The following is a 23,915-nucleotide window of genomic DNA, read 5'->3' on the forward strand; positions in this document are numbered from 1 at the left end:
GGTGAGTGGCGGTTTGCTTCGATAGACTGTGCGGATGCCTGATAATCGAGACCACAACATGACATTGCCGTCCGCCCCTGAACAGCAACCCGAAGCTGATCGCCCCGAATCGACTGCACCCTCTGCTTACGCCAATCTCAAGACACCGGTTTACGGCTTGTTTGCGTTGGGCATTCTGTACACCTTCTACCTTGCACACCAGATTGTATTACCCATCGTACTAGCGATTCTGGCCAGTCTGCTGCTTGCACCTGCGGTTTTCTATGCCCGCAGTCACTGGCGTATTCCTCCAGCGGTTTCGGCACTCGTGCTTATTTTGGCCATGCTGGCAGGGATGGTCGGCGTCGGTTGGGCTGTAGCGACACCGATGTTGGACTGGGTTGAAAAAATACCCGACGGCATGACACGCCTGATGTCCGGTAGTAGTGAGATTACCGCCAATATCGAAAAGGTGACGGAGTCGGCCAAGAAAGTTGAGGAGAAGATGATGGAATTCTCCGAAGATGAGCCGACGCAGGTTGTGGTGGAATCGAACTCCTGGCAGCAAACCCTGTTTACCAAGGCCCGTAATGGCGTGAGTGGGCTGGCGCTGGCATTGGCACTCAGCTACTTCCTGCTGGTCAGTGGTGACCGGTTGATCAAGAATTTTGTGCGTCAGTTGCCACGCCATCATCGGCGCATGGCGCTCAGTGTGGTTGGCGATTCGCAGCACCAGATTGCCCAGTACCTGGCCGTGATCACCGCCAGCAACTCGCTGGTCGGGTTGATTACAGGGCTCGGGTGTTGGGCGCTTGGATTGCCTTCGCCTGCTGTATGGGGGCTGATTGCAGGTCTGGCGCGGTTTATTCCCTACCTGGGCGTCATCCTTACGGTGCTGATGCTGGGCGTTGTGTCGCTCACATCGCTGGATACCTTATGGATGATGGCGATTGCGCCTATCGGCTACCTCGCGCTGACATCGCTGGTGGGTTTCTTCGTGGAGCCCTATATTCATGGCTTCCGCATGCAGATCAACCCGATCGTTATCTTTATTTCGATCTTCTTCTGGGGGTGGCTGTGGGGCCCGGTTGGCGTTGTGATGGCTGTTCCCCTGATGACAGTGATTCAGGTGGTACTGCGCCAGATTCCTCGCCTCAAGCCGATATACAAAGTCATCGCGCGATAGCCTGACGATGTATTCCTGCTCGGTTCTTCGGCTGCTCCTGCAGCCGAAGCTTCAGTTCTGGTGGAGCCGAAAGGCGCCTGAATTTCCCGCCAATGCCGGTGTCCGGCACCGGCAGCCTTGCGTGCTGCGCGAAAGCTGAAGCCTTCGCGACAGTAGAGTGACTTTCGCCCTCTGCGGGCCTCATCCAAAAAGTGTCGTGCCTTGTACTAATTGACAGGCCGGCTGCACTGACTCTGCTCAAAAAATAACCTAACCTGTTCGGACACGCATTGTTATTTACACACTGCAACCCGGATCCGTTCCGGACAGGAGGGCGCAATGATTCCGCAAACCATGAAGGCCGTGCAGCTGGTAGGGCATGGCGGTCTTGATAAACTGGTGTACAGCGAAGATGTGTTTGTTCCTCAACCCGGCAAGGGAGAAGTGCTGATTGAGGTAAGCGCCTGTGGCATGAACAACACCGACGTGTGGGTGCGCGAGGGCGCCTATGGCAGTGATACAGATCCAGACTCGGTATCCACCTGGCGTCGCGGCCGCTCAACGCTGGAGTTTCCCCGCATTCAGGGCACGGACACGGTCGGTCATATTGTCGCGGTGGGCGAAAGTGTACCGGACAGCCGTATCGGCGAGCGTGTCATTGTAGATTTCAGTATCTATAACCGCCCGGAAGGCGACAACAGTCTGGCGGACATTGATTACATCGGCCACGGCCGCGACGGTGGTTACGCAGAATACACGGTTGTGCCTTCTGAAAGCGCCTATGCCACGACCTCTGATTTGAGCGACGCCGAGCTTGCAACTTTCTGCTGCGCTTACCTGACCGGTGAACAGATGATCGATCGTGCCCGGCTGGATGCCGGGGAGCGTGTTCTGGTTACCGGTGCTTCAGGCGGTGTCGGCTCTGCCATCATCCAGCTGGCCCGCGCCCGTGGGGCCATTCCCTATGCCGTAACCACGCGGGAAAAAGCAGCCGCGATGAAAGAAATCGGCGCCGAAGGCGTTATCTTGCGGGGCGAGGGCGATCTGGTAGAGCAGGCGGAAGACGTTGCGGGTGGCTACCCGATTGATGTCGTGGCCGATCTGGTAGCTGGCCCCATGTTTAACGACCTGCTTCGCATCCTCAAACCCGAAGGCCGGTACACCACGGCAGGCGCCATAGGCGGGCCGGTTGTCCAGCTGGATCTGCGCACCATGTATCTCAAACAGTTGGAGCTGCACGGTTCGTCGCAGGGCACTCGTGTGGCTTTTCGCCGGCTGCTGAAATATATCGAGGACGGCAAGATTCGCCCGTTGCTGGATCGCACCTTCAAACTGTCGGATTTCCATGCCGCTCAGACCGCGTTCATGTCGAAAGCCTATATTGGCAAGCTGGTAGTCGTCCCTGATCACAAGTGGGATGAAGTAGGTGCGCCTTATGCCCAGTAGCCAGCATGGGCGCATGCGCTCAATCGGCCTTGTCGATATGCAATCCGGGGGTGATGTAAGCCGCATTATTACCAGCGGTGTCGGGCACTTGCCCGGTGGAACGGTGCTGGAGCAAATGCGCTATATCCAGAAACACGGTGATGGTTTCCGCCGGTTGCTGTTGTCGGAGCCCTACGGCGATCCGTTTATGTCACTGGACCTGATCGTGCCGCCGGACAACCCCAAGGCCCAGGCGGGCTATATCATCATGGAAGCCATGGGGTACCCGCTTTACTCCGGCTCCAATACCATCTGCACCGCAACGGCCGTATTGCAGACCGGCATCGTGCCGATGGAGGAAGGCGAGCAGTCGTTGATTCTTGAATCACCGGCCGGGCTTGCCCACATCAAGGCTACGAACCGGAACGGGCGGGTCGAGTCAATCACCACACAGGGCGAACCCGCCTATGTGGCGGCCCGCGATCAAGTGGTGGAGGTGCCGCACTACGGCAAGGTGACGTTTGATCTGGTGTGGAGTGGCGCCTACTTTGCGATGGTCGATGCGGGGCGTCATGGTTTCAAACTGATAGCAGACGAGATGCCGGCGCTGGCGGCTTTCGGTCATGCGCTGGTGACGGCAGCGCGCCCCATCGTGACGCATGAGCATCCTGAATTGGGGGAAGTGGGCCCTTTGCCGTTCGCCCACTTGATGGGGCCACTGGAATCCGTTGGCAATGAGGGCTATCGCTCGCGCTCCGCGACCTACGTTCATCCGGGTGTCATCTGTCGAAGTCCGACCGGCACCGGCACCTCCGCTCGCCTTGCGCTGATGTACGACGGTGGCGAGATCAAGGATGGTCAGTGGATTGAAACCATTTCTCCCCGCGGCAGCAGCTTCATCGGCACAGTGTTGGGAGAGGCCAATGTGGCGGGGCATCGGGCGATGCACAGTAATATTACCGGCAAAGCCTGGACTCTGGCCCGTTCTGAAGTAGTGGTCGACCTTGATGATCCGTTGATTGACAGTACCGATCTCGAAGGCGTGCTCGACAAGTCGCCTTAAATCTAACGGAGAGTGCGGTCAGCATGACCGTACTCTCCGAAACGTTCGCTCAACCTCAAACCCGCCTGAAAGCTGGCATGAGTCCTGCTCAACCTCTTCAGAACCTTTCCGCACGTCTTTCAATCTGCTACTGGCAGATTGGACTGGCACCAATTGAGTGCGTGTGCGGGTTTTGACTGCACCGGGGTATGGCGTCGTGCTGCCCCTGGACAACTTATTCTTATTGAGGGAGAGCGAGATGAATAAAGAACTGATGACTGCCCGCATACTGGAAGCCAAAGCGCTTAAAGGAACCTCCTGGGAGGCGATTGCAGAGGCAATAGGCAGATCACCGGTATGGACAACATCCTGTTGTCTCGGCGCCAACGGCATGCCTGAAGACAAAGCGAATGCCGTTTGCGAGTTCCTGGGGCTGGATCAGGATGTGTCGGACATGCTGCAGGAATGCCCTTACAAAAGCTGGGACTGGGCCGTGCCGCAGGATCCATTGCTCTACCGGTTCTACGAAGTGACCGGCGTCTATGGCGATACCCTCAAAACCCTGATCCACGAAAAATTTGGTGACGGTATCATGAGTGCAATTGACTTCACTATGTCCGTCGACAAGGAAGAGAATCCCGCAGGCGACCGGGTAGTGGTCACCATGAACGGTAAATTCCTCCCCTACAAGCAGTGGTAAACGAGAGCGCAAATACCCTGCTTCAGCGCAAGAACCCTTCCTGTCGCCCCTCTCTCGCTGTGTGAGAGGGTGCTCAGCAACCTGGTTGCTCACATCTTCCGACGTTAAGTCTTTCGCCCTAAAAACGGCATCTCCATAGCTTGCAGTTTATGCAAATGATAACTATTATCAATTGAAGGATTTGCTAGCGCTTTATATCAGGAGATACCCATGTCGCAGCCCGCCCGTTATGCCTCAGTTAAAGAAGACAGGGAAGTCGAGCCTCGAGACGCCGAAATTCTGGAAGGCGCCAAGCTGGCCGGCATGGCCCTTGCGATCGCATTGGTGATAGGTCTGGTTTCAGCAGCCGGATCGATTTAACGAGCAGCGGCTGCATTGATAAGTTTGCTACCAGCCCTCAGTTGGGATGCCGTGTTTTTCGAGGTAGGCGCTGTTTTCTTCCAAGTACCTTTCAGTTCCAATTTCAAACCCGCTTTTGTCGCGATTGATTTCGTTGGCTTTTAGGCGAGCGACCTCTACTTCGTTCCCAATCTGATTCATGATCCAGAGAACGATTGTGCCCCCCGGAGCTAGGCCAATGACCAACATGTCTCTTGGTGCTTCAAAGGCTCCGTTACTTGTTCTGTATTCAACGGGTTGCTTCATTTTTTTTCGGATTTCTTTGGGAACAGAGAAGATCCTCTGGTAGATTTTTTGCTCTGCGTAAGAGTACCACTGGACCCCAATGTAGTCTGGCCAAGGCGTCATCAACCCTCCAGGACCTCTGGGTCCTTCCGAGCCTTTCCAGCAGCAACTGACTCCGCCTATTGGCATTCGCCAGTGTCGCTCATCGGATTTCTCAAACTCCAAGTGTTGAACCCATACCTCGTAATGTTTTGGTGCGGCTATAGAAAAAGACCAACTTTCTTCTTGGCTCTTGGAGGCGGCGCACCCAGATAGCAGTAACGTTGAAAGAACAATACAACCAAATGATAGAATTCGCTTCACGAAGCCTCCGGTGTGTTTGGGTGCACTATGCGCGCCCGGTTTTCTGATGGAGTAAAAGGCATGAGCGGTTCGAAAGGCATCTCGATTCCTGATACAGATTTTCCTGCAAGAAATTCAATTGAATTGAAGTTGTCTGAGTGATGAATATAGCGCTGCTTGAGCAACGCAATATGCGTGGTATCTAAACTTGGGCTTGATAGGCCTTCGTCAACAATTTGTTCTGACAAGATCCGATGAATGTCTCTGAGTTCATCGGGAAGAGCAGATTGGTGTTCGAGCTCACTTGGGTCATCGAGCGGTACTTTTGATTGAATAGCTAAAGCCTGCATTAATCTCAACCCAATACGAGAGTACTCACCGCGCAGCTGACGGCGCATTTCGAGACTCAGGTCGACCCTTCCATAGGGAGATGGATGGTGTCTGATGGCTTCTTTGATTCCGATGTATGGCGTTCCGCCAGTTGCTGATTCAATCGAGTGTTCGCCTACCCAGCCTTCTGAAATAACTTTATCCAACTGCATTTTTAAATTGTCCCATTCGAGGGTACTTCTTGGGTGCTCCGTTCGCCCATCTGAGATAGAAAGTTTCCGAGCGAGCTGAACATGTTCCAGATCAACTTCTGGGTAGCCTCCACCAATATCTGAGTGAGCTCCGGGTAGGGCAATTTCACGGAAATTGTCCGGTAAACTGCCATCCGCGCTACGCAAACTACTAAGAGAAAACGTTTCTCTGCACTCGTCGGACGCTGTGAGGTGTATGGCAGTCTGCACTTTGCGGGGATTCAGGTAGAGAGCAATGGGTGTGGTTTTGTTATTAGATGCCGAAAAATCACCCTCCAGGATATTGACGATACCGGCGACGGTATCGAACAGTCCAACGAAGCGGATTACGACCTCTTTCGGCCATGAAATACCTGCATCGCGGAACTCTCGAGCAAGCAATCCAGTTTCCCCTAAACCAATTTCTGATGCAGCGTGGCGGGCCGCTGCTGCTCCACGACTGAAACCAAACAAATCAATGGTTAACCTATGTATCCGTTCACCATTGTTGATCAATCGAGCGCGTCTGGTTGTTTCTTTAAATGCATTTTGAACTTGCTTCAGTATGCCAGCACCCCATAAGCCCGTAGCGGAACTAATCAGGGAGTCGCTTTGCCCGGTAGTTGTGCCGACCCCAGGGCTATAAATGCTCGCACGTCTTACGAGCACTCGATCATTACCACTATTCTCCTCTTTATAAAGACTAAAAAGTTTGACGATATTTGTCTCGGCATTCCCATAACTCCCACCCATCATCAACGCCAGCCGTTTCTCACACTCAGCATCATCAATTTCGCCTCGACGGCGCGGGGCAAGGCAGGTTTTTTCAACTTCTTGGTTGAACATCTCAATGTTGCCGGCGTTGTTCAGGGTACCGTCCAGAAACAGGCCTACTTCGAGGTGAAGTGCTTTCCTGGGCTTTTCCTCTTTGGTGGACGCGGCGGTCGCTTGGGCTGCCAGAGGTGCGATTGCTGCGGCTGCGCCAAGAGGGAGTTTCAGGTTGTTGCCGTTGGCCTGCTTTGCGTTTTCCCGTTCACGATTCTGGCGGGCGCGGAGGTCTGAGTCGAATGACGAGGCGCTCAGACTGCCGACGCCGCCAGGGCCGAGGGTGTGGATCTGTTCTGGTGTGATTTGCCAGTCATTGAGTCGGGCGACTAACTGCTCCAGGTTCTGGCCGAATACTTTGCGGGTGAGGGCCCAGCGGCCTGGAAGCGCGTTGCCTTCTTGCCAGATGATAACCGGATCGAATGGCTTGCCGTCGGCGGTGCCGAGCACCAGGAACAGTTCGCCGGCTCTGAGCTCTGAGACCAGAATCGGAAGCGCGAGGTGCCTCGGCAACGGTCTATTGGGCTCATAGCCGGGCACGTCGGTCGGTTGCCATCGAAGAGAGGAGGTAAGTTCGTTGGTTTGCTGGCTGACAATCGCGCCAGCGCTGAAAGGGGACTCAATATGAGGGAGGTCCCCAAGCGACAAGTCGCGGGGCTTTTTGATCTGCATGGGCGCATTTCCTTTGCGTCGTTATCGTCACGCCAATCCTTGGCGCTATGGGAATGTAGCGATACCGGCCTGGGGATGCAAACTGTCGAGGGTAGAGCAACCTGCTACGCGACGACGCCTGCCTGCACTAATGCCTCGATCGAGCGGGCGTCCAGGTTCAGGTCATGCTCCAGCAACGCCCTTGTATGATCGCCGAGCTTGGGCGGCGCTGAGCGATAGGTTGCAGGTGTCGCGCTGAACTTGGCGGGGTAGGCGACGGTCGGAATGTCAGAACCATCGCTCCGGGTCATGGGGACGACCATCTCGCGGGCTGCCACTTGTGGATCATCGAAGACGTCCGGAATTGTGTTAATGGGGCCGCAGGGCACGCTGGCGGCTTCCAGAGCTTTGATGATCTGTTCTCGGGAGTAGTGAGAGAGGCGATCTTCCAGTATGGATTCCAGTTGATCGCGGTTGGCTACACGATTGGCGTTTGTCTGGAACTGCGGATCTGTGCCAATCGTGCTGAGTTCCAGAACATTGCAGAGCGACTGAAACTGACGATCGTTGCCGCAGGCGATAATCACGTGGCCGTCTTGCACTGGGTATGCGCGATACGGCACCAGATTGGGATGGTTGTTTCCCATAGGACGAGGGGTGCGTTTGCCCACGAGCCAGTTAGAACCCTGATTGGCAAGCATGGCGACCTGGCAGTCGAACAGGGCGCAGTCGATATGCTGACCTTCGCCGGTGCGATCCCGGTGGGCAATAGCGGCCAATATCGAAGTGGCGGCGTACATGCCGGTGAACTCATCTGCGATCGCAACGCCGGTTTTCAGAGGTTCGGCTGGTTGCGCTGCAGTTTCAGGCTGTCCGGTAATGCTCATCAACCCACCCATGCCCTGAATCAGGAAATCGTAGCCTGCACGGGCAGAGTAGGGGCCGGTCTGGCCAAAGCCGGTAATTGAGCAGTACACCAGTCTCGGATTCATCTTGTGCAAGCTGGCGTAGTCCAGCCCGTACTTTTTCAGGCCGTCAACTTTGAAGTTCTCGACCAGGATATCCGCTGACTTGGCGAGTGTACGTATCAGCTCGGCGCCTTCCGGATTGGAAAAATCGACGCAGACAGACTCCTTGTTGCGGTTGCAGCAGGTGAAGTAGGCGGCATCTGAAGGCTGTTCTGCTTCATTGTGGAGAAATGGCGGGCCCCAGCGTCGTGTGTCGTCGCCGGAAATACTTTCAATTTTGATAACGCGGGCGCCGAGGTCGGCAAGGATCTGGGTGGTCCAGGGGCCGGCCAGTATGCGGCTGAGATCAAGAACGGTCAGGTGGCTTAAAGGGCCGGTTCGGGAGGTGTCGGTTCCGGAGGGGGCGTGGTCGGGCATAGGGCTGCCTCTGTCGAATGGGAGGGTGCACAAACGGGCCCCGACCAGCATGGTGCGCTGTGGTCGGGGCCTGTCGGTGTATCACTTAACCTGGATTCAGCCGGTGAAGGCTTGAATACCGGTCTGTGCCCGCCCGAGAATCAGTGCGTGCACGTCGTGTGTGCCCTCGTAGGTGTTGACGGCTTCCAGGTTGACCATGTGGCGAATAACACCGTATTCGTCAGAAACACCGTTGCCACCCAGCATGTCGCGGGCGGTACGGGCGATATCCAGTGCTTTACCACACGAGTTGCGCTTCATCAGTGAGGTGATTTCCACTGCAGCTGCGTGTTCATCTTTCATGCGGCCCAGGCGCAGGCAACCCTGAAGCCCCAGAGTGATTTCGGTCTGCATATCGGCCAGCTTCTTCTGGATCAGCTGGTTAGCAGCAAGAGGGCGCCCGAACTGTTTGCGATCCAGAACGTACTGGCGCGCCGCGGTCCAGCAGAATTCCGCTGAGCCCAGGGCACCCCAGGCGATACCGTAGCGGGCTGAGTTCAGACAGGTGAAAGGTCCGCGCAGACCGGTGACGCCCGGCAGCAGGTTTTCTTCAGGTACAAAAACCTCATCCATCACGATCTCGCCGGTAATCGATGCGCGCAGGCTGACTTTGCCGTGAATCGCGGGTGCGCTCAGACCTTTCATGCCCTTGTCGAGGATAAAGCCGCGGATCTTGCCGTCTTCGGTTTTGCCCCAGACAACAAAAACATCAGCGATAGGGCTGTTGGTAATCCAGATCTTGGCGCCGCTCAGCTTGTAACCGCCGTCGACTTTCTTGGCGCGGGTTTCCATGCTGCCGGGGTCAGAGCCGTGGTTTGGCTCAGTCAGGCCGAAACAGCCGATCCACTCACCGCTGGCCAGTTTTGGCAGGTACTTCTGTTTCTGCTCTTCGGAGCCGAATTCGTTAATTGGCACCATAACCAGTGATGACTGAACGCTCATCATGGAGCGGTAGCCGGAATCGACCCGCTCGACTTCCCGGGCGATCAGACCATATGACACGTAGTTCAGGCCCGCTCCGCCGTATTCTTCAGGAATAGTGGCGCCCAGCAGGCCGAGTTCGCCCATTTCGCGGAAGATGGCCGGGTCGGTTTTTTCGTGGCGGAAGGCTTCCAGTACGCGGGTGGCCAGCTTGTCCTGAGCGTAGTTGTGGGCGGTATCCCGCACCATGCGCTCATCTTCTTCCAGTTGGTCATCCAGGCGAAGGGGGCTTAACCAGTCAAACTCGGCTTCATGGCGGCTCATTGTTCGGTAACCTCACATTTAATGTTGTTGGCGGTGTCTCGCTGGGTGATTAAATGCGCGAGATCGTTGGTAAATTAAGCATTGGAACATGCTAATGAATTACCCCGTGTTGGCTCAAACGATAATATTTCATTTCATTGTGCATAAAACTCACTTCATAATAACGCTATCGATTAATAACGGGAGAAATGGCATGCGTCGCAAGGTGCCCAGCACAACCGTGTTGATGGGGTTTGAGGCCGCTGCACGACACGTCAGCTTTACCGAGGCTGCCCAGGAGCTGTCCCTGACCCAGAGTGCGATCTGTCGTCAGATTGCTTCGCTGGAGGAGTTCCTTGGCGTCAAGTTGTTCCGGCGTGGCCGCCAGGGCGTGCGTCTGACGGATGCCGGTTACAACTATCATCGCCAGGTGGCTCAGCGGCTGAATGAGATAGAGCGCGACACGCTGTCCGTCATGGGAAATCATGGTACAGAAAACGCACTTGAGCTAGCCGTTGTGCCGACGTTCGGCACGCGCTGGCTGATTCCCCGTTTGCGCCGGTTCAAGGCGTTGCATCCGCACATTACCGTTAATATGACCAACAAGACGCGGCCGTTCCTGTTCTCGGATACGCCGTTTGATGCTGCGATCTATTTTGGTGATGGCGCCTGGTCGGGTACTGAAACGACATTATTCATGCACGAGCGGCCGGTACCGGTCTGCAGTCCCGATCTGATCGAAGGCAGAGCCACGCTTTCCTATGATGAGATCGTGAACTACCCGCTATTGCAGCAAACAACGCGTCCGTATGCCTGGCGGGAATGGTTTCGTTCGCTGGATATGCGGGTTGAACGAGACATGTCCGGCCAGCGTTATGAGTTGTTCACAATGCTTGCAGAAGCGGCGACTCACGGGATGGGGATTGCGCTGATACCACCGTTCCTGATCGAGCGGGAACTCGAGTCCGGGCAATTGATTGTGCCGGTTTCCCACAGCTTTCAGAATCGTGGCGGCTATTACTTTGCACTACCCGACCATCGGAAAGATGACGAGACAGTGAATTGCTTCAGGGAGTGGGTATTGAGTGAAGGGGAGTTTGCGTGATCCTACGCCTCTTCGGCTCTTGGATTCCTTGGATAATACCGCTCGGGCAGTCGCTCAATATGCGGGAAGAACCGGGTGTCTTTGTAGGGCATTTTCATGAAGCCGGAAACGCCAAGCCCGGTAATCTGATTCACCGCTGACAGGATTTCGTCCAACCGCTGGCTGAATTCCGCTTCTTTATCCGGGTCCAGCAATCGGTAGTGGCTGTGGATTTTCAGGTGGCGGGGGAGTGCTTCGAAAATAATCATCCCGGTGTGATGGATGCTGTTGAGGGCTTCGAGGGATTTGATAATGGTGTAGGGCAGGACCAGGAATTCTTCCGGGTCTGGCCCGTCTTCGAAGTAGGAATGCACCCGGGAGCGGTCTTCCACTTCCGGCGCCGCGCTGACCTGATAGGGCAGTTGCATGTCGGGGGTTACTACAAAGGGCTGGTCTGGCTCATCACGGTCGATGTGGAGGGTATCGCGGGCGTTGAACAGGCAGCTTTTGAAAATCCCCTGACGGTAGATCGCCTGCGCCAGATTCACCATGTTGTTAACAGCGGTGGTGAAGGCTGTTTTCAGTGACGGGTCATGAAGATTCAGCGACGTGTCGACGTATATGCCATCGGCCTCCCAGCGCACCGCAAGTCCGCCCTCCACGGGATAGCGCCCCAGTCGGCTCACCGCCGCGAGAAACGCTTTCTCGGTCTCGCCCATGCCCTGCATGAAGTTCTTGTAGTAGCGATCAAGCTGGACATCGTTGACGTCGTTAAGGGTCTCTGGGGCGCCTTCCTGTCGCAGGAATGATTTGCGCGAACTGTAGACTACAGTATCGATCTCCCGATCCGATTGCCGGGTCCACACCGGTACCAGCGGTGTCGGCGCGGGCTCTGGCAGATCGATCATGACGGTGCGCGCCAGTCGGGGCATCTCCCGCAGATAGTAATCGCCGGCTTCACGCCGCTTTTCCGGGTCCGGGTCGAGCATGCCGTCGAGCATGCGGGCAAACTCCATTGGCAGACCCAGTGCGGAAGCGGGAATTGCCCGGTGGCCAAAGCGGCAGGATTGCCCGGATGCGAGGGCGTAAAGCGTGCCGGCTGCGCCCTGTTCGTCAAAGCGAGGCGAAGACAGTCCGCCGTAGAGCTGCTCGTCACCGATAAAGTAGACATCCCCCAACCGGGCATTGGTTTGCTGGAGGTTGTCGGACATCAGTTCCATTACATTGGGGGAGAGGAACTGCTGATTGGCGTCCAGTTGAGCAAATACTGATGAGCCCCAATCGATCAGGGCGACGTTTTCAGTCGCCGCATCAAATACAAGGTTGGACGGTTTGATATCGCCGTGCACGATCGGGCGCCCGGAAGGGCCGTTTTCGCGGCGCAGGTTGCGCAGGATATCGGCGATCTGGTCTGCAATACGAATGACCAGCCTGGGCTTCAAGCGGCCTTCTAGCAGCGAGACTTCTTCAAGGTTAAGCCCGGCCGCGCGCTCCATTACCAGTATTGGCTGATTGCGGGCCCGCTGAAAGGCGATCAGGCGGGGCACCCGTGGATGCTCCACCTGTTCCAGAATATAGGCCTCGTCTTCGAGCCGGTCTTGCAGGTGTTGGGGCAGGTTGATGCGGGTGAACTTGAACACGTGTTCGGTCTCACCTGCACGCTCCAGTGCCGGCCGGCCTGAAAACACAAAACCGTAGGCGCCTTTGCCGATCATTTCGATATCGTGGTAACCCAGTTGCCGGAGCTGGTCCGTGCAGAGCGCCACCCAATCCTTCAGCTTTCTCGCATCGTCGTGGCTGAGCAGATAAATCGACTGCTCTTCCGGGATGTAGAACTGCTGTAGCTGTGAAGGCTGAGAAGGTGGCGCCATGCAATCAGCTCAAGTGCAGCAGCATGGACTGTGGCGACTCAAGATAGCTTTTCCACAGATTGTTGAACCGGGCAATGGTGCCGCCATCAATAATGCGATGGTCGCCCGCCCAACTGATTGACATGATCGCACGCTCAACCACCTGTCCGTTGGCATCGAAACGCGGCAGTTTCTGGGTGCGGCCCAGCGCCACGATCGCCACCTCCGGCGGATTGATAATGGGCGCCGCATATGTGCCACCCAACGCGCCGATGTTGGATATGGTGATGGTGCCGCCTTTCAGATCTTCCTGGCTGACACGGCCTTCACGGGCCGCTTCGGTCAGGCGGGCGACCTCATCGGCCACTTCCAGCAGGGTGAGCTGCTCAACGCCTTTTACATTGGGCACGATCAGGCCGATCTTGCTGTCCACCGCCATGCCGATATTGCATTGGGGCTGGTAGTGAATCTCGGTGACGTCATCATTGATGCGGCTGTTGAGAATCGGGAATTCCTGAACAGCCAGCGCCATCGCCTTCATGATGAACGGCATCAGCGTTAGTCGCGTATTACGGGCTTCTGCTTCGGGCTTGAGTTGCTGACGCAGTGCCAGCAGGTCCGTGACATCGATATCTTCACTGAAATTGAAGTGAGGAATGGTCGAAGCGGATTGCACCATACGTTTGGCCATCGCCGCCTGCATGCCACGGATCGGTTCAACCCGAACTTCGTGATCCTGCTGTGGGGCGCGGCGAGAACGCGTGGTTGTGGCATCGCTGCTCTGGCCTGCTTTAGCGGTATCGGCGGGCTTTTCGAGGTGGGCCAGTACGTCTGCTTTCAGTACCCGCCCGTCTTTGCCTGAACCGTCGATATTGGCCAGCGTCAGTTCATGCTCCCGCACCAGCCGACGAACTGCCGGGCTTGCCGGAATGCGCTGTCGGTCGTTGGATGATGTTGATTTTGAAGCCGTCGCGGGAGCAGTTTCTGCGCTTTTTGAAGGTGCAGTCTGTTTTGCTGCGGGAGCGGGAGCATCGTCCCGTTCACGGGGAATAAACGCAAACAGCGGCGAGTGCACCTTGGCCAGCGTCTCTTTCTGGTAATAGAGCTGGGTCACGCGGCCGGCTTTGGGCGCGGTGATCTCGACCATGGCCTTGTCGGTCATCACATCCACAACCGGCTGGTCTTCCTCGATTTCATCGCCTTCGGCAATACGCCATTCCACCACTTCGCACTCGACGATACCTTCGCCGATATCCGGCAGGATAAAATCTTCGGTTTCGCCATCGTCGTGTGCGACTGTCTCGCCCTGGTGTTCGGCTTCTGGCTGCTTGTCGTCAGCCGCCGTGGCATCCTGTTTTGCAGGTGCGGCCTCAGGTTTTGTCTCGCTGGCACTGTTCTGTTCGCCGCCTTCTTCCACCAACTCGAATAAAGGAGCGTGGACTTTCGCAATGTCGCCTTCCTTATGATAAAGACGCGTCACGCGGCCTTTGTAGGGGGCGGGGATTTCGACCAGCGCCTTGTCGGTCATCACTTCGGCAACAGGCTGATCTTCTTCGATCATGTCACCTTCGCTCACCAGCCATTTGACCAGCTCGCACTCCACGATACCTTCGCCGATATCGGGCAGAATAAAATCACTCATGGTTACTCTCCTGTCCTGATATCAATCTAGAATTCGACGCTTTCCCTGATGGCCTCATAGACCTTCAGGTGGTTGGGGAAGTGCTCTTTTTCCAGCACCAGCGGGAAGGGAGTATCCATCCCCGTAACCCGTGCGATCGGAGATTCCAGATAGAGGAAGCAGCGTTCCTGAATCGTAGCCGCGATTTCACCGGCAAAGCCGCCGGTCAGCGGGGCTTCGTGAGTGACGACCAGTCGCCCGGTCTTGAGTACCGATTCGGCAACCGTTTCCACATCCCAGGGCAGAATCGTGCGCAGGTCGATGACTTCGCAGGAGATGCCTTCTTTTTCAGCCATCTCGACAGCCTGTTCGATGACTTCCATCTGTGCGCCCCAGCCCAGAACCGTGATGTCAGAGCCTTCCTTGAGGACTTCCGCTTCACCTATTGGCAGCTGGTACTCGCCTTCCGGCACTTCGCCGACAGAGGCGCGATACAGCCGCTTGGGCTCGAAAAACAGGGTAGGGTTGGGGTCATGAATCGAGCCTAAAAGCAGGCCTTTGGCCTGATGCGGATTACGCGGCACCACGATTTTCAGACCCGGCGTGTGGGCAAAATAGGCTTCCGGTGACTGGGAGTGATACAGACCACCGGCAATGCCGCCGCCGTAGGGCGCACGAATGGTCAGCCCGCCCACGTTGAACAGATCGCCGGAGCGATAGCGGAACTTGGCCGATTCGTTAACGATCTGGTCAAACGCCGGAAAGATATAATCCGCAAACTGGATCTCGGCGACTGGCACGGAGCCCTGAGCGGCCAGGCCATTAGCAAAACCGATGATGCCTTGCTCAACCAGCGGTGTATTGAAGCAGCGGTCTTTACCGTACTTCTGTTGCAGGTTACTGGTGGCGCGAAAAACACCGCCAAAAACCCCCACGTCTTCACCGAAACACAAAACTTTGTCATTCGCGGCCATCGCGATATCAAGCGCATCATTGATGGCCTGCAGCATGTTCATCTTCGCCATGTTATGCCCCTCCTTTCGACGTGATCGCCGCGTCGTTGGCGCTCTTCGGATACGCCTCCGGATACTTGCGGATATGTGTCTTCAGCTTCTCGAACTGTGCGTTCAGAGCGGGAGGCACCTGGTCATACACGTCAGTGATGAGGGACTCCAGAGGCGGTGGTGATCGCTTCTGGGCGCGCTTCATGGTTTCCAGCACTTCCTTGCGCAGGCCTTCCTGGAGTTGCTTCTCTTCGTCTTCGCTCCACCACTTCTTCTTTTGCAGCCAGCGCTGCATCCTCAGGATGGGGTCCTTCTCACGCCACACGGCTTCTTCATCTTTACTGCGATAACCGGATGGATCATCTGATGACGAGTGCGCCGCGAGCCGGTAGGTCATGGCTTCAATCAGCACCGGGCGATTTTCTTCCACCGCCATTTTACGGGCTGCCTGGGTGGCTTCGTAAACGGCCAGAATGTCGTTACCGTCAACCCGGATCACATCCATCTTGTAGCCGTAGGCACGCGGAGCGACACCGTCAGCGGCAAACTGCTCAACCGACGGGGTGGAGATCGCATACCCATTGTTACGACACAGGAAAATAACCGGCACGCGGTGCACCGTCGCCATGTTCAGCGCGGCGTGGAAATCGCCTTCCGAGGCGGCGCCTTCGCCGAAATAGGTAATGGTGCAGTGACCTTTGCCTGCCAGCTTCTGGCCATAGGCATAACCGGTCGCCTGGGGAATCTGGGTGGCCAGGGGCGACGAGATGGTCATGTAATTGAGCTTGCTTGAGCCGTAATGCACCGGCATCTGGCGGCCCTTGCCGTAATCCATCTCGTTGCCGAACAGCTGGTTCATGAACTCGTCGATGGTGAAACCACGATAGGCCAGCGACCCTTGCTCACGGTACTGCGCCATGATCATGTCAGCATCATCCAGCGCTGCGGTGCTGCCTACAACAGAGGCTTCCTCACCGGTGCACTGCATGTAAAAGCTGAGGCGCCCCTGACGCTGCGCGGCGAGCATACGCTCATCCAGCACCCGGGTGGTCACCATGGCCTTGTAGATGCGCAGGGCTTTGTCTTTTTTGAGGGCAGGGGCTTTGCCGCCTTTATAGAGCGAACCGTCCTGCTTCAATAACTTGAAGGTGGGAATCTGAAACTCCGCACCGTCAGTGAATGTCGGGGAGTAAACAACTTTGGATTTTGTTGTTGTCATAATCCTCTTCCTGGGGTGATGGCTTGAGGAACGAGCACCCTTTGTGGGGGCGCCATTGTCTATATCTTAGCCAATCTGCGGCGGTTGGGTGAACCTGTGCAGAAATGGTAAAGGTTGACCTTAACGTAAAGTGGAAGAGAAGGGTAGGCTCAAAAAGGCGACGTATTGTATTTTTTTTAGAGGCGCAATTATATCAGTGTGACACTCCGGTGGCCGGAGCTAAAAGGCCTCTCGCGGGTGATGGTCCGTGTGCGAGAGGCCATGTTTCTATGGATACTAGCGCTTGATACGAGCCGCCAACTGATTCGCTTCCTGCGCCATATGCTCAAGCTCAGGCACTGTTGCCAGATTGCTCTGTGCCACTTCACTCATGGTCACCGAAATTTCCGCGACATCTGAAACGTTACGGTTAATTTCTTCGCACACGCTGGTTTGTTCTTCGGCTGCAGTCGCGACCTGAACCGTCGCTTCGTTGATTCGCGTCATGCGTTCGTGTATTCCGCCAAGCGTTTGCCGAACGGCGATCACAGCTTCGCTGCTCTCCTGGCCGACGATTTCACTGGCCTGCATGAACTCGACCGCATCCCGCGAACCGGAGCTGATCGATTCGATGATTTTGTCGATTTCGACTGTGGCGTCCTGTGTTTTGGAAGCCAGTGTTCGCACTTCATCTGCGACTACCGCAAAGCCGCGTCCGGCTTCGCCAGCCCGGGCGGCTTCAATGGCCGCGTTCAGTGCGAGCAGGTTGGTCTGATCCGCTATTTCGCGAATGACTTCCATAACCTTGCCGACTTTCTGGCTGCTGTCGGCAAGGCGCGCAACGGTTTCACTGGATGATTTGATCTGCGCGATCAGTCTTTCCATGCTGTTGACGGCTTTGTGTATCTGTTGATCGGCGTCGTCAGTCTGGGCGGACGTTTCCTGTACCTGGCTGGCCACAGTGGCGGCGTGTTGCGCAACATCCTGCGCAGTCGCTGACATCTCATTCATCGCCGTGGCGATCTGGTCAATGCGTTCATGGGCATCCTGCGATTGGTCGGATACCTGGCTGGCACTGTCTCTGATGGTCTCGCGGGTGGTGTTCAATTTGCCGGCATTGTCCGATAGCAAAACGCTGGTGGTGACCAGAAACTCATGCAGCTGGCGCGCTGCATCGGCCAGACGCCCCAGTTCGTCAGATCGCTTGATCGTCACAGCCTCAGTGGTATCGCCATTACCGAGTTTCTGGATGTTCGCGATCAGAGTGCGCGTAGGCGTAATAATCGAGCGCAGCAACACGAGCACGCAGACGATGGTTCCAGTCACAATCGCCAGCATGAGTAGTGAACCGGTGAAGAATGTTCTGTCAGTGACCTCTTCGTTTAGCTTTTCGAGATGCGCATCGGCAGCTTTACGAATCGATTCGGTGGCCTTTTCAATCAGCTCGGCTGGCTCCCGATCGATGCCTTGCACAGCCGTATCGCCGGCAGAGGCGTCAAAGCCGGAGTTGATAAACGATTGATATCCGTCGCGGTAGCTGTCGCCCATTTTTTTGTGCGCGGACTGAAAACGTTGCAGAAGCGATTTCGCCTCGGCATTGGTGACCTCAGGAATCAAGCTCTTGAGCTCATCTTGGATGTTGGCTTCAGTATCTTTGAAACGCGCCCAGTATTTCTCTCGCTGGCTGGTGTCCCCGCCCCTGATCAGCACGTTCTTCCATTCCTGAACCTGCGTCTTGAAATCAGTGAGCACGTCCAGCGAGGTGATTGCCTGCCCAAGATCATCAGATGCTAACGAAGAGTAGCTATCCTTTACCTCGATGGTATACACAAAATAGTAACCGGCGACGGCTGCAATCAGTAAATTGATGGCGAGAACAACGGAAAGAATCCGGTTGAGGATGCTACGGGAATACCACTGCATCGAGTGTGCTCCAGAGTTAGGGCGGGAAGAGGTAATGTCTGCGGTGCAGGAGCTTATAAAGCTCGATGACAGTTTAGGTCGATTGCCGGCCAACTGCGTGTTTTTTTTGGTGTAGAAACTGTTAATGGGGGATTTGCATCGGTGGAAGTTGTTGAGCGCCCCATTTGAGCGCTCTCAATATGTTTAGCGGTCCCGTCCTGTTAAACCCGAATCTCTTCCAGCCCTGTTTGAACAACAGCGCCCTCATAACGCCGCGCAAACTGGTCAATGAAACCGGCAATCCGGGCTGGCTGTGTCAGCAGCACCCAATGACCCGCTTCTATATCGCGGCGGTAGAGTTCAGGTACCCATTTGTTGAGGTCTTCAGCGAGCTGGGTGCCGACATAACGATCGTTTTCGGGCACGATCAGTTGCACCGGACAGCGGGCGTAGCGCAGGTTGGGGCGAGTCAGGCGCGGCAGCATGTTGGCGCGATACAGGCGAACACCATCGCGTCCATCGGCAGTTTGCCAGGGGTTGTCGGATATCTCAGTGACCTGTTCTGTTCGGGCAAGATATTGATCCCAGCGTTTGCCTACAAACCCTGTCCAGAGTAACGGGGCCAGCAGCGGAACATGGAATGCGGCGATATACCAGGAGCTGGCCATTTGTTTCGCTAGTTGCCGTGCACGTTTGACCGATGGTTGCCTGAAGCGTTTGCGCATCCAGTAACCGACATGGTCCAGGCAGGGGCCGGAGATGGTGGTGTAGGACTGGATTCGTTCTTGTAGTGGACCCGAGGTCACAGATTCCCAGCTTTGAATGGAGCCCCAGTCGTGGCCGGCAAGGTGAAACGTCTGATCGGGGATTACCGCATCTACAACCGCTTCCAGATCCCGGGAAAGCTGTGGTAGCCGGTATGCGGATGAGCGGGCCGGGCGATCGGAGCGGCCCGCGCCGCGCACGTCGTAGCGGATAACATACCACTGGGCTGAGAGCGTCTCGGCGACCTTGTCCCATACGGTCAGGTTATCGGGATACCCGTGCACCAGCACAATGACAGGCGACGCCGGATGACCTTCGGTGACAACGTTAAGTCGTGTGCCGTCGCTGTTTACCCATTGCTGCTGCCTTGCCATTTTCGGTGCCTCTTTTACTCGCATTTAGCCTGTACCTTACCGTGCCTCGAGATTTTGAGCGTGGGCAGGATGGGCCTTTCTTTGGCGTGTTAAGGTCAGCGATGAACCGTTGTGGTTACCTGAAAGCTCAATAGCGATAGGCCAGGAGTGGGAATGAACCCGAAATCAGCTGATATACCGGCGGACAAACAGGTGATTCTGTTTGACGGCGTCTGTGCCTTCTGCAATTTCTGGAGCCGTTTTGTCATGCGTCACGACCGGCAGCATCGGTTTGTGCTGTGTCATATCCAGTCGGCGACGGGCGAGCGCATATTCCGGCACTTTGGCTTGTCCACCGATGAACTGGACAGCGTCGTGCTGGTCGCTGGTGATCACGCTTACCGGCGCAGTGACGCTGTATTGGGGATTCTGGCGGCGCTGCCTGCGCCCTGGTGCTGGCTTGGCGTACTGAAATGGATACCCCGCCGGCTGCGGGACGCCGTTTATGATGCGATTGGCAAGCGCCGGTATCAATGGTTTGGCCGGTATGACCAATGCTCGATTCCCCGTGCAGAGGATCGGGGCCGGTTTCTGGACTAGCGCTTAAAAGCCCGGGTCTCAGTACCACAACTCCCGCAGTGGCGTCTCCGGCGAGTAGTGATATTGCAGCTGGGCCTGGAGTAACTCGGCCGTTGCCAGCGCATCAGTGAGCGCATGGTGAGGCGCGTAGTAGGGCAGGCCGTAGCGGGTTCGGCTGTCAGCAAGCCTGATCGATACAGGCTTGCGTTTGCGCACCCAGTCCAGCAGGCCTGGCCGTTTGTTACGATGCAACCGGGCTTCAAGTGCCATGGTATCGATCACTGGGAACTCTATGCCTTCGTTCAGTCGCCAGCGCAGAGCCTGGTCCAGAAACTGACGCTCAATACTGCGATAGTGCACCACCACAATCTTGCCGGCTAAAGCTTCCAGCACTTCATCCAGGATCTCTCGCAGATCGGGTGCCGCGCTGATTTCCGAGTGAGTGATGCCGTGAAAGGTGACGGACTCACGATGCAATGGCAACACAGGACGCACAATCCAGTGCCGGGATTCCCGGCAGCGAATCCTTTGGGCATCAAACGGCACCAGGCCGATACTGACAATCGAGTGGAAGGACGGGTCCAGGCCGGTTGTCTCGAAATCGAGTGACACCATCGGGGTGTCCCCAATAGGCGTATCGCCGGATACACAGCCTGCGCTGTAGTAACGGATAAGCCGGGTATCCTGGGCTGACTGGGCCAGTTCGGCAAACCGGGTTGGCCATTCAGGCGTTCCCGAAGCGGCGTTGTCAGGCGTGTTCTGGGACATAGACGGGTTCAGTTGATAATGCCGCCGCTACTGGCGTGGTAGCGATGGCGAAGGAATTTCTGGGCGTTGCTCAGCACCAGGAATGCATCCTTGAGGTTGCGTCGCTCAAACGGACTGAGATTCTCGGGTTCAATGTTGTTATCAGGATCGCGGCCTGCTTCAACGTCCATCGCCTGGTGACGGATCCGCACAATGGCTAGAAACTCCAGCGCATCCCGCAGGTTATTGGCAACACCATCCCCGAGCAGTTTGGTTTCAGCGATGGCATTCAGGCGATCGAAGGTATTCTGGGCCCTGGATCCACAGGCCAGCGCGTGCACTCGAATCAGGTCTGAAAGCGGTGCAGTGCCCCGGCGTTTCAGGTTGATCGAGTTATTGTGCTTGCCGTCTTTCTCCATTACAAAATCGCGGAAGAAGCCGAGTGGCGGCGTGCGGTTGAGTGCCGCACGTGAAAGATACGCGAGAAAGACGGCGTCGCGCTTCGCCCGCTCGGCCACGAGTGTTTTCAGCGTTTCAGCAAACTCGATTTCGCCGGCAATACCATCCAGATCAAAAAAGATGGCACTGTGCAGCAGCGCCTGGGCGCTGGGGTTTCTGATCCACTCAGTGAAGTATTCTTTCCACACTTTCAGTGGCTGGCGCCATTTCGGGTTGGTCGCCATGATATCGCCGGTGCAATAGGTGTAGCCGCAGGCGGCCAGACCATCGCTGACGAATGTGGCCAGCTCGAGAAAATAGGCGTCGTGCTGATTGGGATCAAAACTGTCGTCGAGAATCAGGGCATTGTCCTGATCGGTGACGATCAGTTGTTCGTCCCGGGCCATCGACCCCAGTGCCATAAAACAGTAGGGCACAGGTGGCGGCCCGAGCTTCTCTTCGCCCAGTTCGAGCAAACGCTGGGAGATGGCACGACCAATGCCCGCCATGGCGCTGCCCACCATGTGTGAATTTGCCCCTTCGTTGACCATGCGAACGAAAGTTGCCCGCACATCTTTGGACAGGCTCTTCAAACCTGAAACGCTGGTTTGCTGATGAATGTTGCTGACCAGATACAGCCCGCTCTGGGACTCATACTGGACAATGTCAGATAGCCCGATAACGCCGACCGGCTTGTGTTTCTGCAGCACCGGCAAGTGGTGGACATTGTGTCGGAGCATGGTGAGCATGGCCTCGAACACGAAAGCGTCAGACGGGATATACACGATATCCGACGACATGATCTCGCTCACCGGGGTGTCGTAAGGCAACCCCGGTGCCAGTGCACGGGTGCGCAGGTCGCGATCGGTAATGATGCCGGCGACCAACGGCGGATCACCCGGCTGCCAGTTCTGTTCGATATCAGCGCCGGGATGCAATAGCACGAGTGCAGACACATGCTCTTCAGTCATCAGCGAGGCGGCCTCGCGGATTGAAACGGAGGAGGAAGCGGTGACCGGCGCTCTCGGTATGAGCCGGGCAACCCGGGAGGTCATCAGGGGGTTGTCTGCTTCCTGCTTTGATACCGCCGCTCGCAGGCGGGACTGGTCTTCGGTTTCTACAAAGTCGGCGAAGTCTTCGTCATTGGCCCAAAGTTCGGTAAACAGGGCATCGGGAATCAGGTAAATCAGGGTGTCTTCGATGGCTGTGGCGGGGAAACGCACTTTCTTTTTGTGCATCATGCCCAGCTGACCGAAAATGTCCCCCTCTGCCAGGCGATTGTAGAGATCGCCGTTGCGCAGGTAGACTTCCACCGCGCCGCTGCGAATGAAGTGAAGGTCTTTGATCCCCTGGCCATAGGTCAGAATGGTCGACCCTGCCCTGAAGTAGGCGACTTCAACATTCATTGCGAGTTGGCTGAGGGTCTCTTCCGGAAGGTGATCGAACGGCGCAAACCGCGACAGATGCTCGCGCACTTCCATTTGCTCAACTTGCAGGTTGTCGGTCGGATTACCCGGAGTTTTCACGGCCATTGTGCTTCGGTGTCCTTGCGCAGGGTTGTGATGTCATTCTGGCAGAGTTTGATGATTATGCTCAATCCGGGGTCTTTAGCGTATGACAACAGGAACGACTTGTGACCGTAACTGAACCGGCAGTGCCATCCAATCCCCTGACACTGCTCTATCAGGACGATGCCTTGCTTGCGGTGCATAAGCCGGCCGGCCTGCTGGTGCACCGCAGTCCGATTGATCGCCATGAAACCGAATTTGCACTGCAATATGCCCGGGCACTCAATGGTGGTGACCACGTGTACCCCGTGCATCGGCTTGATCGGCCAACCTCTGGGCTGTTGCTGTTTGCCCGCAGTCCGGATATCGCACGCCAACTGGGCGAACAGATGATGGGACGGCAGGTCAAAAAGACGTATCTGGCCATCGTGCGAGGCTGGCCGGCCGACGAAGGGCGCATTGATTACGCGTTGCGGGATGAGCCGGAGGACCGGCGGCAGAAACATCAGCCTCAGGTGTCGCGGGATGCGGTCACTGATTTTCAGTGCCTGGGCACGGGCGAGTTGCCGTTTGAGATTGAAGGTTATCCCACCAGCCGCTATGCGCTGATGGCGTTGTCACCGCAGACCGGGCGTAAACATCAACTGCGCCGTCACATGAAACACATCAGTCACCCCATCATCGGCGACGCCAATCACGGCCGTGGTCGGCATAATCGTTTCTTTGCCCATCATTTTGGCGAGGCCCGGTTGTTGCTGGCTGCAACCGATATGGCGCTGGATCATCCGGTGACCGGCGAGCGCCTGATGTTATCGGTGATGCCTGAGGCCGGTTTTGTCGCAGTGGCCGATCACCTGGGCTGGGGGGCTATACTGCGCAGCCGGTTCTGACCCGAGCGCTGTAAA

The 23,915-nt window shown here is 56.3% G+C and carries 20 protein-coding genes; 8 read left to right on the forward strand and 12 right to left on the reverse strand.

Annotation, left to right across the window (positions count from 1 at the left end; translation table 11 throughout):
• The first annotated feature begins 34 nt into the window (after window positions 1–34).
• The 5 genes from ACUN9X_RS15270 (at window position 35) to ACUN9X_RS15290 (ending at window position 4,671) form a co-directional block, all read left to right on the forward strand.
• Window positions 35–1,165, forward strand: a complete 1,131-nt coding sequence (locus ACUN9X_RS15270) for an AI-2E family transporter (protein ID WP_445473648.1) — start codon at window positions 35–37, stop codon at window positions 1,163–1,165.
• A gap of 318 nt (window positions 1,166–1,483) precedes the next feature.
• Window positions 1,484–2,590, forward strand: a complete 1,107-nt coding sequence (locus ACUN9X_RS15275) for an alcohol dehydrogenase family protein (protein ID WP_260034525.1) — start codon at window positions 1,484–1,486, stop codon at window positions 2,588–2,590.
• A complete protein-coding gene (locus ACUN9X_RS15280; protein WP_445473649.1) occupies window positions 2,580–3,632 on the forward strand; it encodes a proline racemase family protein in 1,053 nt (350 codons plus the stop codon). Before ACUN9X_RS15275 ends, ACUN9X_RS15280 begins: the two co-directional genes overlap by 11 nt.
• 238 nt (window positions 3,633–3,870) lie before the next feature.
• On the forward strand, window positions 3,871–4,311 hold the full coding sequence (gene cynS, locus ACUN9X_RS15285) for a cyanase (protein WP_445473650.1): 441 nt from the start codon (window positions 3,871–3,873) through the stop codon (window positions 4,309–4,311).
• A 210-nt stretch (window positions 4,312–4,521) separates the two neighbouring features.
• Entirely contained in the window at window positions 4,522–4,671 is a 150-nt protein-coding gene (locus ACUN9X_RS15290; RefSeq protein WP_260034529.1) for a hypothetical protein, read from the forward strand.
• Window positions 4,672–4,698: 27 nt separating this feature from the next.
• Here ACUN9X_RS15290 and ACUN9X_RS15295 read toward each other — a convergent pair whose 3' ends face one another.
• The 4 genes from ACUN9X_RS15295 to ACUN9X_RS15310 all read right to left on the reverse strand — a co-directional run bounded on the left by ACUN9X_RS15295 (window position 4,699) and on the right by ACUN9X_RS15310 (window position 9,982).
• Window positions 4,699–5,298, reverse strand: coding sequence for a DUF2931 family protein (locus ACUN9X_RS15295; RefSeq protein ID WP_445473651.1), 600 nt, complete (start codon window positions 5,296–5,298; stop codon window positions 4,699–4,701).
• Complete coding sequence (locus ACUN9X_RS15300) at window positions 5,295–7,334, reverse strand: T6SS phospholipase effector Tle1-like catalytic domain-containing protein (RefSeq protein ID WP_445473652.1); 2,040 nt, start codon at window positions 7,332–7,334, stop codon at window positions 5,295–5,297. Before ACUN9X_RS15300 ends, ACUN9X_RS15295 begins: the two co-directional genes overlap by 4 nt.
• A 104-nt stretch (window positions 7,335–7,438) precedes the next feature.
• Complete coding sequence (locus ACUN9X_RS15305; RefSeq protein ID WP_445473653.1) at window positions 7,439–8,698, reverse strand: CaiB/BaiF CoA transferase family protein; 1,260 nt, start codon at window positions 8,696–8,698, stop codon at window positions 7,439–7,441.
• 96 nt (window positions 8,699–8,794) lie between these two features.
• Window positions 8,795–9,982 (reverse strand): acyl-CoA dehydrogenase, encoded by a 1,188-nt coding sequence (locus ACUN9X_RS15310; RefSeq protein ID WP_260034534.1) that lies wholly within the window; start codon window positions 9,980–9,982, stop codon window positions 8,795–8,797.
• Between the two features lie 193 nt (window positions 9,983–10,175).
• Between ACUN9X_RS15310 and ACUN9X_RS15315 the strand changes: the two genes are divergently transcribed.
• Complete coding sequence (locus ACUN9X_RS15315) at window positions 10,176–11,066, forward strand: LysR family transcriptional regulator (protein WP_260034536.1); 891 nt, start codon at window positions 10,176–10,178, stop codon at window positions 11,064–11,066.
• 2 nt (window positions 11,067–11,068) lie between these two features.
• On the opposite strand, the gene ACUN9X_RS15320 is transcribed toward ACUN9X_RS15315, so the two are convergent.
• The 6 genes from ACUN9X_RS15320 to ACUN9X_RS15345 form a co-directional block, all read right to left on the reverse strand.
• A complete protein-coding gene (locus ACUN9X_RS15320; protein ID WP_445473654.1) occupies window positions 11,069–12,916 on the reverse strand; it encodes a protein kinase domain-containing protein in 1,848 nt (615 codons plus the stop codon).
• Between the two features lie 4 nt (window positions 12,917–12,920).
• Window positions 12,921–14,537 carry a dihydrolipoyllysine-residue acetyltransferase gene (locus ACUN9X_RS15325; RefSeq protein WP_445473655.1) on the reverse strand — a complete coding sequence of 539 codons (1,617 nt, stop codon included), beginning with the start codon at window positions 14,535–14,537 and terminating at the stop codon, window positions 12,921–12,923.
• Window positions 14,538–14,563: 26 nt separating this feature from the next.
• Window positions 14,564–15,541 (reverse strand): alpha-ketoacid dehydrogenase subunit beta, encoded by a 978-nt coding sequence (locus tag ACUN9X_RS15330; protein WP_445473656.1) that lies wholly within the window; start codon window positions 15,539–15,541, stop codon window positions 14,564–14,566.
• A 1-nt stretch (window position 15,542) separates the two neighbouring features.
• Window positions 15,543–16,739: a thiamine pyrophosphate-dependent dehydrogenase E1 component subunit alpha gene (locus ACUN9X_RS15335; protein ID WP_445473657.1), complete on the reverse strand. Its 1,197-nt coding sequence runs from the start codon at window positions 16,737–16,739 to the stop codon at window positions 15,543–15,545.
• 276 nt (window positions 16,740–17,015) lie between these two features.
• Entirely contained in the window at window positions 17,016–18,641 is a 1,626-nt protein-coding gene (locus tag ACUN9X_RS15340; RefSeq protein ID WP_445473658.1) for a methyl-accepting chemotaxis protein, read from the reverse strand.
• 200 nt (window positions 18,642–18,841) lie between these two features.
• Complete coding sequence (locus ACUN9X_RS15345; protein WP_445473659.1) at window positions 18,842–19,783, reverse strand: alpha/beta fold hydrolase; 942 nt, start codon at window positions 19,781–19,783, stop codon at window positions 18,842–18,844.
• 129 nt (window positions 19,784–19,912) lie between these two features.
• Between ACUN9X_RS15345 and ACUN9X_RS15350 the strand changes: the two genes are divergently transcribed.
• Window positions 19,913–20,338, forward strand: a complete 426-nt coding sequence (locus ACUN9X_RS15350; protein ID WP_445473660.1) for a thiol-disulfide oxidoreductase DCC family protein — start codon at window positions 19,913–19,915, stop codon at window positions 20,336–20,338.
• 18 nt (window positions 20,339–20,356) lie between these two features.
• On the opposite strand, the gene ACUN9X_RS15355 is transcribed toward ACUN9X_RS15350, so the two are convergent.
• Together ACUN9X_RS15355 and ACUN9X_RS15360 are read right to left on the reverse strand one after the other, a co-directional pair.
• The gene (locus tag ACUN9X_RS15355) at window positions 20,357–21,085 is read right to left on the reverse strand and encodes a 3'-5' exonuclease (RefSeq protein WP_445473661.1); all 729 of its coding nucleotides are present in this window, start codon (window positions 21,083–21,085) and stop codon (window positions 20,357–20,359) included.
• 8 nt (window positions 21,086–21,093) lie between these two features.
• The gene (locus tag ACUN9X_RS15360; RefSeq protein WP_445473662.1) at window positions 21,094–23,034 is read right to left on the reverse strand and encodes a DUF294 nucleotidyltransferase-like domain-containing protein; all 1,941 of its coding nucleotides are present in this window, start codon (window positions 23,032–23,034) and stop codon (window positions 21,094–21,096) included.
• Between the two features lie 101 nt (window positions 23,035–23,135).
• Between ACUN9X_RS15360 and ACUN9X_RS15365 the strand changes: the two genes are divergently transcribed.
• The gene (locus ACUN9X_RS15365) at window positions 23,136–23,900 is read left to right on the forward strand and encodes a pseudouridine synthase (RefSeq protein ID WP_445473663.1); all 765 of its coding nucleotides are present in this window, start codon (window positions 23,136–23,138) and stop codon (window positions 23,898–23,900) included.
• The last annotated feature ends 15 nt before the right edge of the window (window positions 23,901–23,915 follow it).

The sequence above is a fragment of the Marinobacter sp. V032 genome (assembly GCF_052645435.1).